Raw genomic sequence first — 15,089 nt, 5'->3', positions numbered from 1 at the left:
TACGTCATTATGGAAAAAGCACCGGGGTGGCATCTGAATTAAAAAAATGTTATGAAAAACGTCGGGGTCCCTATCGTTAAACTATGCCTGGTAGGTTGCAGCCTACTGCTGTATTTCGGAAGTTTTTTTGAACTAAGGATGTATGAAATGGAATATGAGTGGATAAGGCTGATGATGGCGGGTGGGGGAAACTGGCGTGATGACTGGCCGGGACATGTTTGTTTTGTATTGGTGGTAATGGCGCAACTGGGAATATTACTCAGCATCCGGATATCGATGCGCCTGACATGGCAGCTGGTACTGGCGAGTGGGCTGGTCGCCTGCGCCATAGGGATGGCTATCCTGGTCGGGCAATTTACCCTGACATTATCATGGTTATTACTGGGAATACTATATGCCGCTTTGCTGGTGGGATTGATACCCCGGGCCGTGGCCCGGGGCTGAAGATTTTATTTCAGTAATACGTTCTTTACGTAGTTGTAACTTTTGGTGATGCTGTCAAACGGATCGATGGTGATTTTATCCTGCTCAACGAAGATATGCTGCACCCCCGCCTGCTTCGCCTGGGCGAAGATCTGCCGGAAGTTGATGCTGCCGGTGCCTACTTCTGCGAACGACACGCCGGACAACAACTGCATGGACGTTTTATTTTCGTTGCCGGCAGCAGTGAGACTGGCAGTATTCTTTTTGTCCATGTCTTTTACATGCCAGGCTACAAAACGGCCGGGCGCTTCAGAGAACAGCTTCAGCGGATCTACCCCTGACTTCACGGCCCAGAAGAGGTCCAGCTCAAAGGACACCAGTTTAGGATCGGTATTTTTGAGCATCACTTCATAACCAGTGGTGGCGCTGTCTGCCAGCTTTTTAAACTCCCAGTAGTGGTTATGGTAACCAATTTGAAGATTTGATTTCTTACAGATTTCACCGGCTTTATTCAGCTGTTCGGCCATGAACTTATAATCATCTGTTTTCAGTTTTTTATCCCAGAGGGAGAGCGGCAGTACCGGCACAATAAAATACTGCTGGCCCAGTTCCGCTGCGAGGTCTATCTGTGGCTGCAAAGCAGCGGGGTTGCCGTTGCCGCGGGTCAGATAATCGTTGAGCTGATAGTGGCCGCTGGGAGTGGCCAGCTGATATTCCTGGAACAGCGCTTTTAGTTCGGACGGTTTGAGGCCCCAGAAGGTGCCTTTGTCTTTTTCTCCTTCATAGCCGTAATAGGTTTCCACTTCTTTGTAACCAATTTGCGCTACCCGGATGATGGTGCTTTTAACGTCTTTGTCCAGCTGATCGCGCAGCGTGTACAATTGCAGCCCGATGTTGCGGGTGAGGCCTTTCTTCTCTGTCTGGGCGAAGAGGTGGCCGGGAAGCATCATGCCGGCAGCTAACAATCCGGCCTGCTGAATAAATGAACGTCGTGAGTTATGCATCTGTAATAATATTGTTTGTAACGTGGACAATGACCGAAATTAAGAAAAAGGGTTTTATCATCACGGAAAATGTTGCTGCTGCTTTACCGCAGCGGGTTTTCGGCTAAATAAATTTTATACGGATATGGTTTTAATTGGTTAAATTGTTTAGACAACTGATTATCCTAAAGCCAACTCGATGAAGCTATTTTTCTGGAAGAGGAAAACAGCCGGGGGACCCCAAAAAAAGAAATCAAAAGTCAGGGAATGGATAGACGCGGCCGTTTTTGCCATTGTGGTGGCCACACTGATCCGGACCTTCCTGTTTGAGGCTTTTATGATTCCCAGCGGCTCTATGGAAAGGACCCTGTTAATCCACGACTATCTTTTTGTTAGTAAGATCAGCTATGGTCCGCGTATTCCGATGACACCACTGGCGTTCCCGTTTGCTAATCACACGCTGCCCTTTACGAAAACCACGAAAGCCTTTTCCACGGCGGTGCAGTGGCCCTACAGAAGATTGCCCGGCTTCGGTAACATAGAAAGAAATGATGTGATCGTGTTCAATTATCCTTGCGGCGATACGGCGTTGTATAGCAAAACGGGTGAGGATGTGGATTACTATCGGGTGAAACGGGCCCTGACACCAGACTCGCTGAAACTGTTTTATCAGGACCCCATCTATAGGCCGGTGGATAAACGGGAGACCTGGATCAAACGTTGTGTGGGCATCAGTGGGGATACTATTATGGTAGTAGATGGACAGCTGTTCGTAAACGGCAAACCCGGCTTTGAGCCGCCACACGCACTTACCAGCTACCGGGTAAGAACAGGAAGCGGAAAACCGTTCAACGATAAACAGGAAAAAGACCTCAGCCTGGAGAGTGGATACGGAGTAGGACAGGATTCCAGCCGGTACCTTACTTATGATCTGACGAAAGACAATGTAGCGCTGATAAAAAAATGGGGAGATACTGTGCAGCCTGACCCGAAAATACAAATCCGAAAAGCCATTTTTCCGGGAGATCCTGGCAGGTTTCCCTGGAGCGAGGATACATACGGACCGGTGTACGTGCCTAAGAAGGGAGCCACTGTACAGCTGGATACCTGTGTATTGCCGCTTTACAGCCGTATCATCACCACCTATGAACACAACCAGCTGGAAGTGAAAGGAGATAAAATATTTATCAACGGCCGGGAAACAAAAGCTTATACTTTCAAAATGAACTACTACTGGATGATGGGGGATAACCGCCATCAGTCCATCGATTCCCGCTTCTGGGGCTTTGTGCCGGAAGATCATCTGATCGGCAAAGCCTGGGTGATATGGTTTAGCTTCCACAAAAGCTATAAGGCATTTTATATCCGCTGGGGAAGATTTTTTACGCTGATTAAATAAGGAAAGCGAAGCCACTAACAGTAGCCTCGCTCCATATGTATACAGCAGGGAAAATTAATGTGCGTTGGCTGCTTTCACCTGGTTGAGCAGCTGGTCCAGCGCGGTGCGGTCCAGCAGTTGCCCTTTGGTGACGACCGCATTTATTTTTTCTGTGTTGTGGATATCTTCGAGCGGATTGGCGCTGAGCAGCAGGATATCCGCTTTTTTGCCGGCAGCCACAGCACCATAACCTTGCTGATGCAGGAACTCAGGAGAATGGATCACTGATGCCTGTAGCGCCTGTAACGGCGTAAGTCCGAAATGTACCATCAGTGCCAGTTCGCGGTGCAGCCCAATACCGGGATAATCGAATGAATTCAGGTAACCTGCGTCCGTACCAGCCATGATCATTACGCCGGCTTTTTGCAGCAGCGGCAGAATGGCCGATTCTTTTTCGTATAGCGCTTTCCGGTAGGCGATAGCTGCGCTGTCGTCTTTCATCACCCTTTTCACCCGCATCTCGTACGTTTTCTGCAGCCCTTTGCCGATATAGGCCAGATAAGGGTCCTGCGCGTGATTGTCCTGATCGAAATAAGCGAGGATTTGGCCGAGCGAAAGGGTAGGAGTAACCGCCGTGCCTTTGGCTGCCATGTGACGGTAGGCCTTCAGCGCGGCGGCGGTATCAAAATGGGTCAGTATATACCGGTTGATATCGCGGCCTTTGATTTCCCCGTTAGCGATGCTGCGGGAAAGGGCTGCTTCGTCTTTTACGCCTGCTTTCCAGACATATGACAGATGCTCCACGGAACTGAGGCCTGCATCGGTCACCTGTTGCAGGGTAAGTGCATAAGGCACATGCCCGGAAATGATCATGCCTCGTTGTCTTGCTGCTTTCACCGCTTCCAGGTAGAGCTCGGGCTTAATGGTGTTGTCTGTGATTTTTACGAAGTCTACGTGCATACGTTGCAGTGAGTCCAGCGCATGATTTAGTTCGGCGGTGGTGCCTATTTCTATGTCACCAATCCATACGGACTTATAGCCTTCCAGCTTAGGGCCGGAAGTGAAGATGGTAGGGCCCTGCAGCGTTCCTTTGTTCACTTCATCGCGCCATTTCAGTACCTGTGCGCTGATGTCGGCGGCACAGTCACGGATAGTGGTGATGCCATGGGCGAGGTAGAGCGGGAGGAAGTTTTTATTTTCATCGGCGAGGGTATCGCCGCCACCGAAGTGCATGTGGTTGTCCCACAGGCCGGGCATGGCATACTGATGGCCGCCGTCGAGGGTTTGGGCTGCATGGTATTGCCGTGCGCGCGCTGGTGTGGTAACGGCGAGAATCGTATCGTGCCGCACCACGATCGCCTGATGAGGGGTGATCTTTCCGGTTTTGATATCGATCACTTTCACCGGGGAGATGATCAGGTCTGCCTGCTGTTGTGCGGAGACGGTGATACCACCCAGTAAAGAGAGGAAGAGGAAGATACTTTTTTTCATGATGGTGTATTATTCCGTTGTTGAAAATTCAGTAAAAAGGCTGCCAGTACAAAGGTGCCGCCGAGGAAACAAACACCGGTCCATTGCCAGTGGCTCCATACCTGCGCACCCAGTAGCGAGCCGAGGGCGCCGCCGGAGAAAGCGCTGGTCATGTATACGGTGTTGAGCCTGCTGCGTGCTTCCGGCAGTAAGGCAAATACTTTCGACTGATTGGAGATATGCGCTACCTGTTGACCAATGTCCAGCAGGATAACGCCTACGATAAGTCCTGCCAGTGAGGCGGCAGAGAAGCCCATGATCACGAAGGAGACCAGCATGGCCAGTACGCCGAGGCGCAGCGTGAACTGCGGCCCTCTGCTATCGGCTGATTTACCTGCTGCCGGCGCAGCCAGTGCGCCGCAGGCGCCTATCAGCCCGAAGAGGCCTACCATATCGCTCCTATAGAAGAAGGGGCTGCCTTCCAGCAGAAACACCAGTGTGGTCCAGAACACGCTGAAAGCGCCAAAGGTCAGGAAGCTGGTGAGTGCTGCGTGCCGCAAAGGCGGATATGTTTTTATCAGCGATACAAGTGATTTCATCAGGGTGCTGTAGCTGCCGGTGAAAGTCGGCGGGTCTGTGGGCAGCATACGATAAAGCACGATCAGTAAGATGGCCATCATACCGCCTCCCAGCAGAAATACGGCCCGCCAGCCCCAATGGGCGCCGATGATGCCACTGAGGGTGCGGGACAACAGAATCCCGATCAGCAGTCCACTCATTACTTTACCCACAATCCTGCCACGGGATTCATCCGGCGCCAGTGTGGCTGCCATCGGCAGCAGCAGCTGTGGCACGGCAGAAAAGAAACCGATGAACAGGCTGGCAGCTACCATCATATAATAGTTCATGGATGCCGCAGCAAGCCACATACAAATGGTGGCGCCTGCAAGTTTCCATAATATCAGTTTACGTCTTTCTGTTTTATCTCCCAGTGGTACTACCAATAATAATCCCAGTGTGTATCCTACCTGTGTAATCGTAGCGATCACGCTCACTTTGCTGTCGCTGACACCGAAGGTGTCGGCCATCATCAGCAACAGTGGCTGATTGTAATAGATATTGGCTACTACCATTCCACAGGTAACGGCCATGAGTATTACAAGGGTATTCGTTATCCGGCTGCCTTTCCTTTTGACCGGCAGTGTCATCACATTTTCCATACAATCATTCATTTGCTACAAAAGTAGACCGCATGGCAGGGCTAAAATGGTACTCATTATTGAATGAAGGGTACTTTTTATAGGTGGCCGGCATGCCGACGAAAGTCTACCGGGGTTTGTGTGGTATACTTCCTGAAAAAGCGGGAGAAGTAAGAGGTATCGTTGAAACCGAGGGAAAAAGCAATTTCTTTCACATCCATATCTGTCAGAATCAGGAGGCGTTTGGCTTCCAGCAGCAGTCTCTCCCGGATATATTCACCGGCGGTGATACCGGATTCTTTACGGCACACGGTGTTGAGATAGCTGGGCGTGACATGCAGTCTGGCGGCATAGTAGTTTACTTCGCTTTGTTGAGCGTATTGTTTTTCCAGCAGCTGGAGGAAACGGTTGATCAGCCGGTTGCCTGCGGCGGCTGTTTCGGATGGATAAGCTACCGCATACCACCGCTGCAACAGGAGCAGGATAATTTGCAACCGATGTTGCGTGATATTGGCGGCTGTGTCGCCACTCATCAGCTGTAGCTCTGCGTTGAGCTGCGTGTATTGTTCCGGACTTAATTTCAGCACAGGATGAGCGGAAGGGGTAAAAAACGGCCACATGGGTCCTTTCTGTAACATAAAACTTCCGGAGAACATCACCTGACAGCCGGTCATATTGGCGGAAAAGTTCCACTGGTGTGCCTGCCCGGGTGCCAGGAAAAATACGGTGCGCGGTCCTGCCTTATAATCCCTGAAATCGATGGTATGGGTGCCGCTGCCTTTGCCCACTATCAGCAACATGAAAAAATCATGTTTGTGCGCTTCGTCTATCACTGGCATATTGATAGGGTTGTGTTGCACGAGTTTAAAATCCTCCTGCCGGTAGGGGAGATTGAAGATTTTCTCTATGCCCAAAGTCTTTAATCCCGTGATGGCCATGATGATTTGCTGATTGGATGAGGAACGCTCATACAGCGATCACTATAAATTTATGATAATCACCGGCAATTTACTGTTTATCTTTGTGTCCTGATATAAAATGCAGCCATGGAGTACGCAGCGCCTTTCCTTTTACGTAATCGTCATATGCAAACGATCTACCCTTCTCTTTTCCGGAAGGTGAGGCCGGCTGCTTATCAGCGGCGCCGTATCGACACGCCTGATGGCGATTTCCTGGACCTGGATTTCAGCGAACAGGGGAAAGACAGCGTGGTTGTGATCCTGCATGGTCTGGAAGGCAACGCTTCACGGAAGTATGTGCTGGGTATGGTGCATATCTTTAATGAAGCGGGTTTTGATACCGTATCCATGAATTTCAGGGGATGCAGTGGGGAACCCAATAAGTTGCTGCGGTTTTATCATAGCGGAGAAACGGAAGATCTGCATACAGTGATACAATACCTGGTTTCACTGGGAAAGTATAAGGCCATTCATCTGATAGGTTTTTCCCTGGGCGGCAATGTTACGCTGAAATACGTCGGAGAGCGGGGAAATACGATCCTGCCTGTGATCAAATCGGCGGTGGCCATCTCGGTGCCGGTAGACCTGAAAGGCAGCTCAGCTGAACTGGAAAAGAAGCATAATATCATTTACATGCAGCGGTTCATTCGTAATCTGAAAGAAAAGCTGGAGCTGAAAAAACAACAATATCCGGATGGTATCAGCCTGGAAGGTTTTGAGCATATCCGCAGTTTCCGGCAGTTCGATGACCGCTACACCGGTCCTATGCATGGTTTCCGGGATGCCCTTGAATACTGGGAGCTGTGTAGTTCGCTGCGGGTGTTGCACCAGATCAGTATTCCCACGTTGTTAATCAATGCGAAAGATGACCCTTTCCTCAGCCCCGCCTGTTACCCTTACGAAATAGCGCGCCACAGCGATACTTTTTTCCTCGAAACACCGTTTAATGGAGGCCATGTGGGCTTCGTGACTTTTAATGAGCCTTACTACTGGTCAGAACAAAGGGCGCTCGCCTTTATCCGGGAACATGCTTAACATCACGGACAAAGAAATGCGCCGGCGGGTGTTTATTTTTTATTATTTTGATGTTTAATGGCCACCAACAGTAGTGATCAAATACGGATGTTGTTCGAAGAACAACGTAACGGTACCCTCTCCGAATCTGCAGCGCAGCAGCTGAAACAGTTGCTGGACAATGATCCGCTTGCCCGTGAAACATGGGAGGCATTGCAGGCGGAGGCTTCCTATCCGACATTACCTCCTGCGCCCCCTCGCCGTCTTTCCGGTCAATGGTTTGTATGGGCCGCTGCTGCCTTGCTGCTGATGGTGGCTGCCGGTAGTTTTTTCATTTATCACACCCATCAACATGACAGCACATTTCCCGCTGTGACACGCGAGTTTGTGCCGATAAAAAACGCGGTGCAGTTGCTCGTCCCCGGCCGCGCTTCGCTGGCGCTGACAGGCGACAGTGCTTTTCAGCTTTGGCAGGTGGGACAGGTGCAGTTGCGCAATGATTCTGCCGGACTGCATTACAGCGGTAATGCCAAAGGATATGGGCTCAATACTTTGCTGATACCGGCTGGTGCGGATTATCGCGTTACGTTGTCCGACGGCACCGAAGTGTGGCTCAATTGCGCCTCCAAACTGCGTTTCCCTTTCAGTTTCCCCGACCATAAACGGGAAGTCTACCTCGAGGGCGAAGCCTGGTTTAAAGTGTCGCCCAATGCGCAACAACCTTTTGAAGTACACACACGCAATACCTCCATCCTCGTAGTGGGCACGGCGTTCAACGTCAATGCCTACGATGACGAACGGGTACGGGTGTCGCTGGTGCAGGGCGCAGTGACCGTACAAGGCGCCTCCGACGAAGCCGTGACGCTGAAGCCTGGCATGGAATGCGTCTATGGTGATTACAACGGTCTCCGTACTGCCCCTTTCGATACCACCACCATCCGCGGATGGATGAAAGGTGAAGGATACGCCATCAGCAATCAAAAACTGCGTGACCTGAAACCTATACTGGAACGCTGGTTTGCCGTACAGGTCATTTTTGATAAACCTGAAATCGCTCATATCGCCGTCACCGGACCACTGGAAAAAAATAAACTGCCGGCTTTCCTGCATGAAGTCGAAACCTCCGGGCATGTCCGTTATTATTTCACAGGCAACGAATTACATTTCGCGCTACCGTAAATTAATGTAACAGTTTCTCAATAGTAGAAGCTTGATTTTTACACAGAAGATTTAGAAGGACAGATCATCACCCGTCGGCGCATTTTCTGCTGAACTTAAAGTGGCTAAATAATCACTATTAGAGCCTTGTAGATTACTAAATCTGGCATCTAATTCACTTTTTATAGTATTCTGAATATTTTTTTGAATAGTAGCAATGCTTCTGCTTATGTCTTCATTGTGTGTAATTATTTGTTCAATTGCTCTCCATTCCGAACCATACCCTTGTAATCAAGTTCCTTTCTCAGAGAGGTTTATTTGCTTTTATGGGTATAATTGGGTATTTTTATGGGTATAATTGGGCGTTTTTATGGATATTGCTAGTCTTGTTTCAAAAATCTTCATTACTCCTGAGATCTTATACCTCATTGCTGAAATCGATGAGTTTAAGGGCGCCTGGCAGGCCTTAGGTCAACTCGCTCCAGATCGTCTTTATAGTTTGAAACGGGTTGCAACGATCGAGAGTATTGGTTCTTCAACTCGTATTGAAGGTGCTAAACTGACAGACAAGGAGGTTGAAATCCTAATGAGCAATCTTTCAATTCAACAATTTGGCTCGCGAGACGAAGAAGAAGTTGCAGGCTATGCAGCCGTTATGAATATGATCTTTGAAAGTTATAGCGATATTACACCAACGGAAAGCCATATTAAACAACTTCATCGCGATCTCTTAAAGTATAGCCGTAAAGACGAATGGCATCGAGGCAATTATAAAAAATCTACCAATCATGTAGAGGCATTCGATCTAAATGGTAAAAGCTTAGGTGTGATATTTGAAACTGCAACCCCTTTTGATACGCCATTAAAAATGGAGGAACTTGTCAACTGGACGATGAAAGCTTTTGAGAATAAAGAACTTCACCCTTTATTAATTGTTTCTGTTTTCACTGTTGTATTTCTTGCTATTCACCCCTTTCAAGATGGGAACGGTCGGCTAAGTCGTATTATGACCACGTTATTATTATTGAGAGCTGGTTATGCTTATGTTCCATTTAGTTCATTAGAAGCTGTTGTTGAACAAAGCAAAGACGCATATTATCTTTCATTAAGGAAAACACAAAGCTCTTTAAAGACCGAGACACCAGATTGGATGCCATGGTTATCATTCTTCCTTCATGCCTTACAGCAACAAAAGAATCGTTTGAAAGTAAAAGTTGAACGGGAGAAATTATTACTCGGACAATTACCTGCGCTATCTCTGGAAATATTGGAACTGGTGAAATCTCAGGGAAGGCTGTCAATCAGCGAAATTGTGATATTGACGAATGCTAACCGTAACACGGTAAAACGACACCTGGAAAATCTTGTAGCGGGTAAACACCTTCAAAAACATGGAGCGGCACGTGGGTCATGGTATTCAATCTGATGGAGATGACTCCATAACTTTATTCTCGTCCTCATGCACCGCTGCGGGTCCGCTGCCCGTATATTTGAAAAATATTCCTTCCTGATTTTATTATCTTTCTGCTCTTGACCAATTGATCTCCTATGGGACTTGCACGCAGAAAATTTCTGAAGAACATCGGGCTGGCCATGGCCGGCACTATCATGATAAAGATACCGGCGTTAGGTAGGGCGATAGCACCTGATGGCAGCGTGTTGCTGACCAGGCAGCCCGATACCGCATGGCTGGCGTCTTTATATGACCGTGGGCAGACCACTACCTATCTGAAAAGCAGAAATGAGCTGCAATACATTGGTATGCCGGTAGGCGGTATCCTTTGCGGCACGGTATATCTCGGCGGTGATGGCCGTTTGTGGCTGTGGGATATTTTCAACCAGAACCAGGAAGGGATTGAACCGAAAGAGGTAGCGTGGAAAGAAGCAGTACTGGGACAGGCAAAAAAAATCCGTTCCCGGGATGGTGCCTGTTACATTCAGCCTTCCAAAGATATCCGGCCGCTGGACCAGGGGATGGCGCTGCAGCTCACCATGGGCAAAGAAACCATTATCCGTCCGCTGGACGAAGCCAGCTGGCCGGAGATAGCGTTTGAAGCGACGTATCCCATGGCGACCATTCGTTATATAGATCCTACGCTGGCGGTGGAACTGACGCTGGAAGCGTTTTCGCCCTTTATTCCGTTGAATGAAGATGATTCCGGTCTGCCAGTGACGCTGCTTTCCTTCCATATCCGAAACAAAGGCAAAGTGCCGGTGGAAGCTACTTTGCTGGGATGGCTGGAGAATAAGGCCGGCATACATCATGCCCGGGAGAATCAGCACGAGCGTGTAAACACCGCCACCGGTGGCAAAGGCTGGAAAGGCGTGTTGGCTACCGTACGCTCCAAAGACGCTGCGGATGCGGCTTTGCAGCAAAGTCCGGATTATGGTAGTCTCTGTCTGGCTGCACTCGATGAAAAAGCGGACATGCATACGCAACTGGCATTGCCATTAACAGCTACTTCGTTTAGTCGGTACCGTGATCAGCCTGTTGTACAAGACATCAATAAAAAACTGACCGGCGGCGTGATGGTAAAACATCGTTTGCTACCGGGAAAGGATATACGTACCGATTTCGCCATCAGCTGGTATTTTCCGAATCTCTCCTTTAAAGACATACAGGGCAACGGCCGGTATTATGCCAACCACTTTACCGATGCCGCCGCGGTAGTGAATTATGTACGAGCGCATCATAGCCGATTGACCGGCGACAGCCGCCTGTGGAAAAATACCTGGTACGACGCATCGTTGCCATGGTGGCTGATGGAGCGTACCTTCCTGAATATTTCCACCTTGGCCACTACTACCGCGCACCGCTTTCAGTCGGGCCGGTTTTATGCCTGGGAGGGCGTAGGCTCCTGTGAGGGCACGTGCACGCATGTATGGCAATATGCGCAGGCAGTAGGAAGGATATTTCCCGCGCTGGAGCGTGATACACGGCAGCGGGTGGACCTGGCCATCGGTATGCAACCCGATGGCGGCATCCTGTTCCGCGGAGAAGCAGAGAAACGTCCTGCTATCGACGGACAGGCAGGTACCGTGCTGCGTATTTACCGTGAACACCAGATGACCACCGACGACCGTTTCCTGCAACGGAACTGGCCGCAGATCAAAAAGGCCACGCAATTCATCATCCGTCAGGACCGCAACGGCGACGGGCTGGAAGACACGCCCATGGAGAATACACTGGATGCCATCTGGGACGGTGAAATAGCGTGGATAGCAGGACTGTGCATCGCCGCCGTGCAGGCAGGCGCTCTTATGGCCACCGAAGCAGGAGATACTGCCTTCGCCGATATCTGTAAAGACTATGTGGAAAAAGGCCGCCGGAACATGGAATCGCAGTTGTATAACGGAGAATACTTTATTCATCAGCCTGACAAAGTGAAAGGCCGTTCTGTGATCGGCAGTTATAATACCTGCCATATAGATCAGGTGTATGGCCAGAGCTGGGCATTTCAGGTTGGGATGGACAGGGTGCTGGACAAAGAAAAAACATTGTCCGCCCTGCGGGCTTTGTGGAAATATAATTTTATGGAAGATGTAGGCCCGTATGTGGCCACTCATCCGGGCGGCCGCCCTTATGCCCTGCCGGGAGAAGGAGGCATGATCATGAATACCAATCCTTACAGGGAAGAATATCCTTTCGGCGTGAAAGATGCGTGGCAGCTGGGATATTTCAATGAATGCATGAGCGGCTTTGAACACCAGGTAGCCTCGCACATGATGGCCGAAGGCATGACCACCGAAGCGCTCACCCTCACCAAAGCGGTGCATGACCGTTACCATGCCGCCAAACGCAATCCGTTCAACGAAATTGAGTGCAGTGATCACTACGCCCGTGCCATGGCCAGTTACGGCACTTTTATCACTGCCTGTGGCTTTGCGTACCATGGACCGCACCAGTACATCCGTTTTGCGCCGGCACTGCAAAAGGAGCATTTCAGAGCGCCTTTTGTTACTGCCGAAGGATGGGGCACCTACACGCAACAACAGCAGCACGGCCGCGGAGAATACCGGTTGGCATTGAAACATGGTAAGTTGTCATTGCTCACCTGTTGTTTTGAGCAGGCTGCGCCGGCTACCGTAGTGGTGAAGAACGGCGCACGCCAGCTGCCGGCTTCATTCACGCACGACAACGGCCGTATCACGATTACGTTGAAACAGGCGGTCACCCTGCATGCGGGAGAAACGTTGCAGGTGACCATGATTTCCTGACACCAGAATTCAGTAGTTTTGCGTTTTCGTTAAACCCTAAGTAAATGGAATCTTTGAAACTGTACATGTTATTGCTGGGCTGTACAACACCCGGCCGTCATACGGAGCAACACGATGTTTTTTTTGGTATCGCCCATAAACTGAGCGATCTGGTGCCAGTGATGAAAGCCTTCTGGCCTGAAGCCGGTGATAAACTACATATCGATGCCTGGCGCGAAGTGACCAGCGTCGGCAACTATCGCATTACGATAGTGTCCCGCGAGGAAACAGTAGACAATCCGGAACAGCTGTATTTCCTGAATCTTGGCGGATATAAGCCGGGAGAAATGGAAGAGTATCACTATAAAATGCTGAGTGTAAGCAAAGATATCGGTGCCGCTATCCGGGATGCAAAGGAAACCGCCTTCTATAAGCATATGGGTTTTTCCTCCGACGCTTCACCTGCTGCCACCTCTTATGTGGATGATAAATACGGCGTAGATGTGGATGATATTATCCCCGTAAAAGATATCTTACCAGAACCGGTAAGATCACAATACCAGCTGAAAATAACGCCGGTAGCGGAATCCGGACCTGAAGATGAACTTCACTTAGGTTATTTCCAGCTCCACAAAATATAATCAGGAATTTACGGATTTTGGGATTTTTTGATTTTGAAATTTATGAAACGAAGTACAATATTGTATTGTTGATCTCCGCTGCATTTCTACATCTCGAAATCAAAAAATCCAAATCCGTAAATGATTAAGGGTTTTCTTCATCAATTTCTTCCTGTGAGTGCTCGTCCAGATCTTCATCGTATTCGAGTTCTTCCTGATCTTCCAGATCTTCCTGGTCTTCCTGCTTTTTCTCGTTTTGCTGATCTTGTCGGTCCTGGTGGCTCGGTGAGTTGGGCTGGACAACACCATAGTTGCTGGTTTCCTCGGTCTGATGAAATTCACCGCTTTCTTCCCGTTCTGTATGATGTTCGTTACCATCGGGCTGACCGGCGGGTTTACGTTCTTTTGCCATACCACATGATTTTACTGAAACCGTCACAAAGACTACGCCATAGGGATGAGCGGTAAATCATTTTTCCGTTTTTTTTAATACTTTTCCGGTCACAACCAACCATAAACCACCGATGAAAAAAGTTTTTCTCGTATGCGCTGCTATGGCAGGCATGACCAACTTGTATGCACAAAAAAAGGGGGTAACGATCACTGGTAAAATACCACCCGTTTTCAACAATGAGTATATCTATCTGGCAAAAGGCTTTACAATCCTGGATTCCGCGAAAGTGGAGAAAGGGTCCTTCACGCTGTCTCATCCTTTAACAGATACCATCCAGGCGCTGTTAAGGGTGGCAAAGAAAGAAGATGGCAAGATCTACCGGGGAGTAAAGGTAATGTACCTTGCGCCGGGCGATAAAGTCACAATGATGGTGAAGGACACCAGTGGAGGCAACTTGCTGGCTCAGGGTATTGTGAAGGGCGCACCGATCAATGCACAGGAGGACCAGTTACAGCAACAGTTGAAAGACGTAAGACGGGAAATCGATTCCGCTCGTAAAGAATACATGCAGCTGATGCAGTCACCCAATGGTAAAACAGATACCGCCGGAATGATGGCCCGGGGCAAACGGATGGACGTGCTGTTTGATAAGCAGGAAGAAATGGTGAACGCCTTTATTGATGCGCATCCTGACTATTATATCAGCCTGACAAACTTTAAGGAAAACCTCGGTAGTCCTGTAAAAGATGTGGCAGCTGCTGAAAAACGTTTCGCCAAATTTACGCCGGCACTGCGTCAGTCTTCCCTGGGGCTGTCCATTCAGGACCTGCTGAAAGCGTCTGCCAAACTGAGCATCAATCAACCTGCGCCTGATTTCGCTTCTACCACGCCGGACGGTAAAACGCTGAAACTGTCTGACCTGAAAGGTAAATATGTGCTGCTCGATTTCTGGGCCAGCTGGTGCGGTCCCTGCCGTGCGGAAAACCCGAATGTGGTAAAAGCTTTCCAGCAATATAAAGACAAAAACTTCACCGTGCTGGGCGTGTCACTGGACCGTGAAGGGCAGCATGATAAATGGACGGCAGCGATTGAAAAGGATGGTCTTGCATGGCATCACGTAAGTGACCTGAAGTGGTGGAAAGCAGATGCAGCCGCGCTGTATATGATCCGTTCTATCCCGCAGAATTTCCTGATCGACCCTAACGGAAAGATCATCGCTACCAACCTGCGTGGTGAAGCGCTGCAACAGGAACTGGCCAAGTTGCTGCAATAACAAAATAGTCAAATAGTAAAG

Annotated in this window: 13 protein-coding genes; 8 read left to right on the top strand and 5 right to left on the bottom strand. The window is 49.3% G+C overall.

The genetic code is table 11. From position 1 onward, the window contains the following. Positions 1-51 precede the first annotated feature (51 nt). Positions 52-444, top strand: coding sequence for a hypothetical protein (locus ICL55_RS16615; RefSeq protein ID WP_188099250.1), 393 nt, complete (start codon positions 52-54; stop codon positions 442-444). A gap of 5 nt (positions 445-449) precedes the next feature. Here the strand turns inward: ICL55_RS16615 and ICL55_RS16610 are convergent, their stop codons facing one another. Next, complete coding sequence (locus tag ICL55_RS16610) at positions 450-1,427, bottom strand: sugar phosphate isomerase/epimerase family protein (RefSeq protein WP_188099248.1); 978 nt, start codon at positions 1,425-1,427, stop codon at positions 450-452. 178 nt (positions 1,428-1,605) lie between these two features. Between ICL55_RS16610 and lepB the strand changes: the two genes are divergently transcribed. Next, positions 1,606-2,805: a signal peptidase I gene (lepB, locus tag ICL55_RS16605; RefSeq protein WP_188099246.1), complete on the top strand. Its 1,200-nt coding sequence runs from the start codon at positions 1,606-1,608 to the stop codon at positions 2,803-2,805. 54 nt (positions 2,806-2,859) lie between these two features. Here lepB and ICL55_RS16600 read toward each other — a convergent pair whose 3' ends face one another. The 3 genes from ICL55_RS16600 to ICL55_RS16590 form a co-directional block, all read right to left on the bottom strand. Beyond that, positions 2,860-4,275: an amidohydrolase family protein gene (locus ICL55_RS16600; RefSeq protein ID WP_188099244.1), complete on the bottom strand. Its 1,416-nt coding sequence runs from the start codon at positions 4,273-4,275 to the stop codon at positions 2,860-2,862. Further along, positions 4,272-5,474: an MFS transporter gene (locus tag ICL55_RS16595; protein WP_223151477.1), complete on the bottom strand. Its 1,203-nt coding sequence runs from the start codon at positions 5,472-5,474 to the stop codon at positions 4,272-4,274. The genes ICL55_RS16600 and ICL55_RS16595 overlap by 4 nt, the downstream gene beginning before the upstream one ends. A gap of 77 nt (positions 5,475-5,551) precedes the next feature. Further along, entirely contained in the window at positions 5,552-6,391 is an 840-nt protein-coding gene (locus tag ICL55_RS16590; protein WP_188099242.1) for a helix-turn-helix domain-containing protein, read from the bottom strand. A gap of 108 nt (positions 6,392-6,499) precedes the next feature. On the opposite strand from ICL55_RS16590, the gene ICL55_RS16585 reads away from it, so the two are divergent. The 5 genes from ICL55_RS16585 to ICL55_RS16565 all read left to right on the top strand — a co-directional run bounded on the left by ICL55_RS16585 (position 6,500) and on the right by ICL55_RS16565 (position 13,422). Further along, positions 6,500-7,447, top strand: coding sequence for a YheT family hydrolase (locus ICL55_RS16585; protein WP_188099240.1), 948 nt, complete (start codon positions 6,500-6,502; stop codon positions 7,445-7,447). A 57-nt stretch (positions 7,448-7,504) separates the two neighbouring features. Then, positions 7,505-8,605: a FecR family protein gene (locus ICL55_RS16580; RefSeq protein WP_188099238.1), complete on the top strand. Its 1,101-nt coding sequence runs from the start codon at positions 7,505-7,507 to the stop codon at positions 8,603-8,605. Positions 8,606-8,954: 349 nt separating this feature from the next. Next, on the top strand, positions 8,955-10,010 hold the full coding sequence (locus ICL55_RS16575) for a Fic family protein (protein ID WP_188099236.1): 1,056 nt from the start codon (positions 8,955-8,957) through the stop codon (positions 10,008-10,010). Positions 10,011-10,132: 122 nt separating this feature from the next. Beyond that, entirely contained in the window at positions 10,133-12,802 is a 2,670-nt protein-coding gene (locus ICL55_RS16570) for a GH116 family glycosyl-hydrolase (RefSeq protein ID WP_188099234.1), read from the top strand. A gap of 44 nt (positions 12,803-12,846) precedes the next feature. Continuing rightward, on the top strand, positions 12,847-13,422 hold the full coding sequence (locus ICL55_RS16565) for a DUF1543 domain-containing protein (RefSeq protein WP_188099232.1): 576 nt from the start codon (positions 12,847-12,849) through the stop codon (positions 13,420-13,422). A 124-nt stretch (positions 13,423-13,546) separates the two neighbouring features. Here ICL55_RS16565 and ICL55_RS16560 read toward each other — a convergent pair whose 3' ends face one another. Beyond that, positions 13,547-13,813 carry a hypothetical protein gene (locus ICL55_RS16560; RefSeq protein WP_188099230.1) on the bottom strand — a complete coding sequence of 89 codons (267 nt, stop codon included), beginning with the start codon at positions 13,811-13,813 and terminating at the stop codon, positions 13,547-13,549. A 112-nt stretch (positions 13,814-13,925) separates the two neighbouring features. On the opposite strand from ICL55_RS16560, the gene ICL55_RS16555 reads away from it, so the two are divergent. Further along, on the top strand, positions 13,926-15,068 hold the full coding sequence (locus tag ICL55_RS16555) for a TlpA disulfide reductase family protein (protein ID WP_246496404.1): 1,143 nt from the start codon (positions 13,926-13,928) through the stop codon (positions 15,066-15,068). Positions 15,069-15,089 lie beyond the last annotated feature (21 nt).

It is taken from the genome of Chitinophaga varians, assembly GCF_014529945.1.
Taxonomy (GTDB): Bacteria; Bacteroidota; Bacteroidia; order Chitinophagales; family Chitinophagaceae; genus Chitinophaga; species Chitinophaga varians.
Note: the sequence above shows the minus strand (reverse complement) of the source record. Positions and strands in the feature narration are given on the sequence as shown.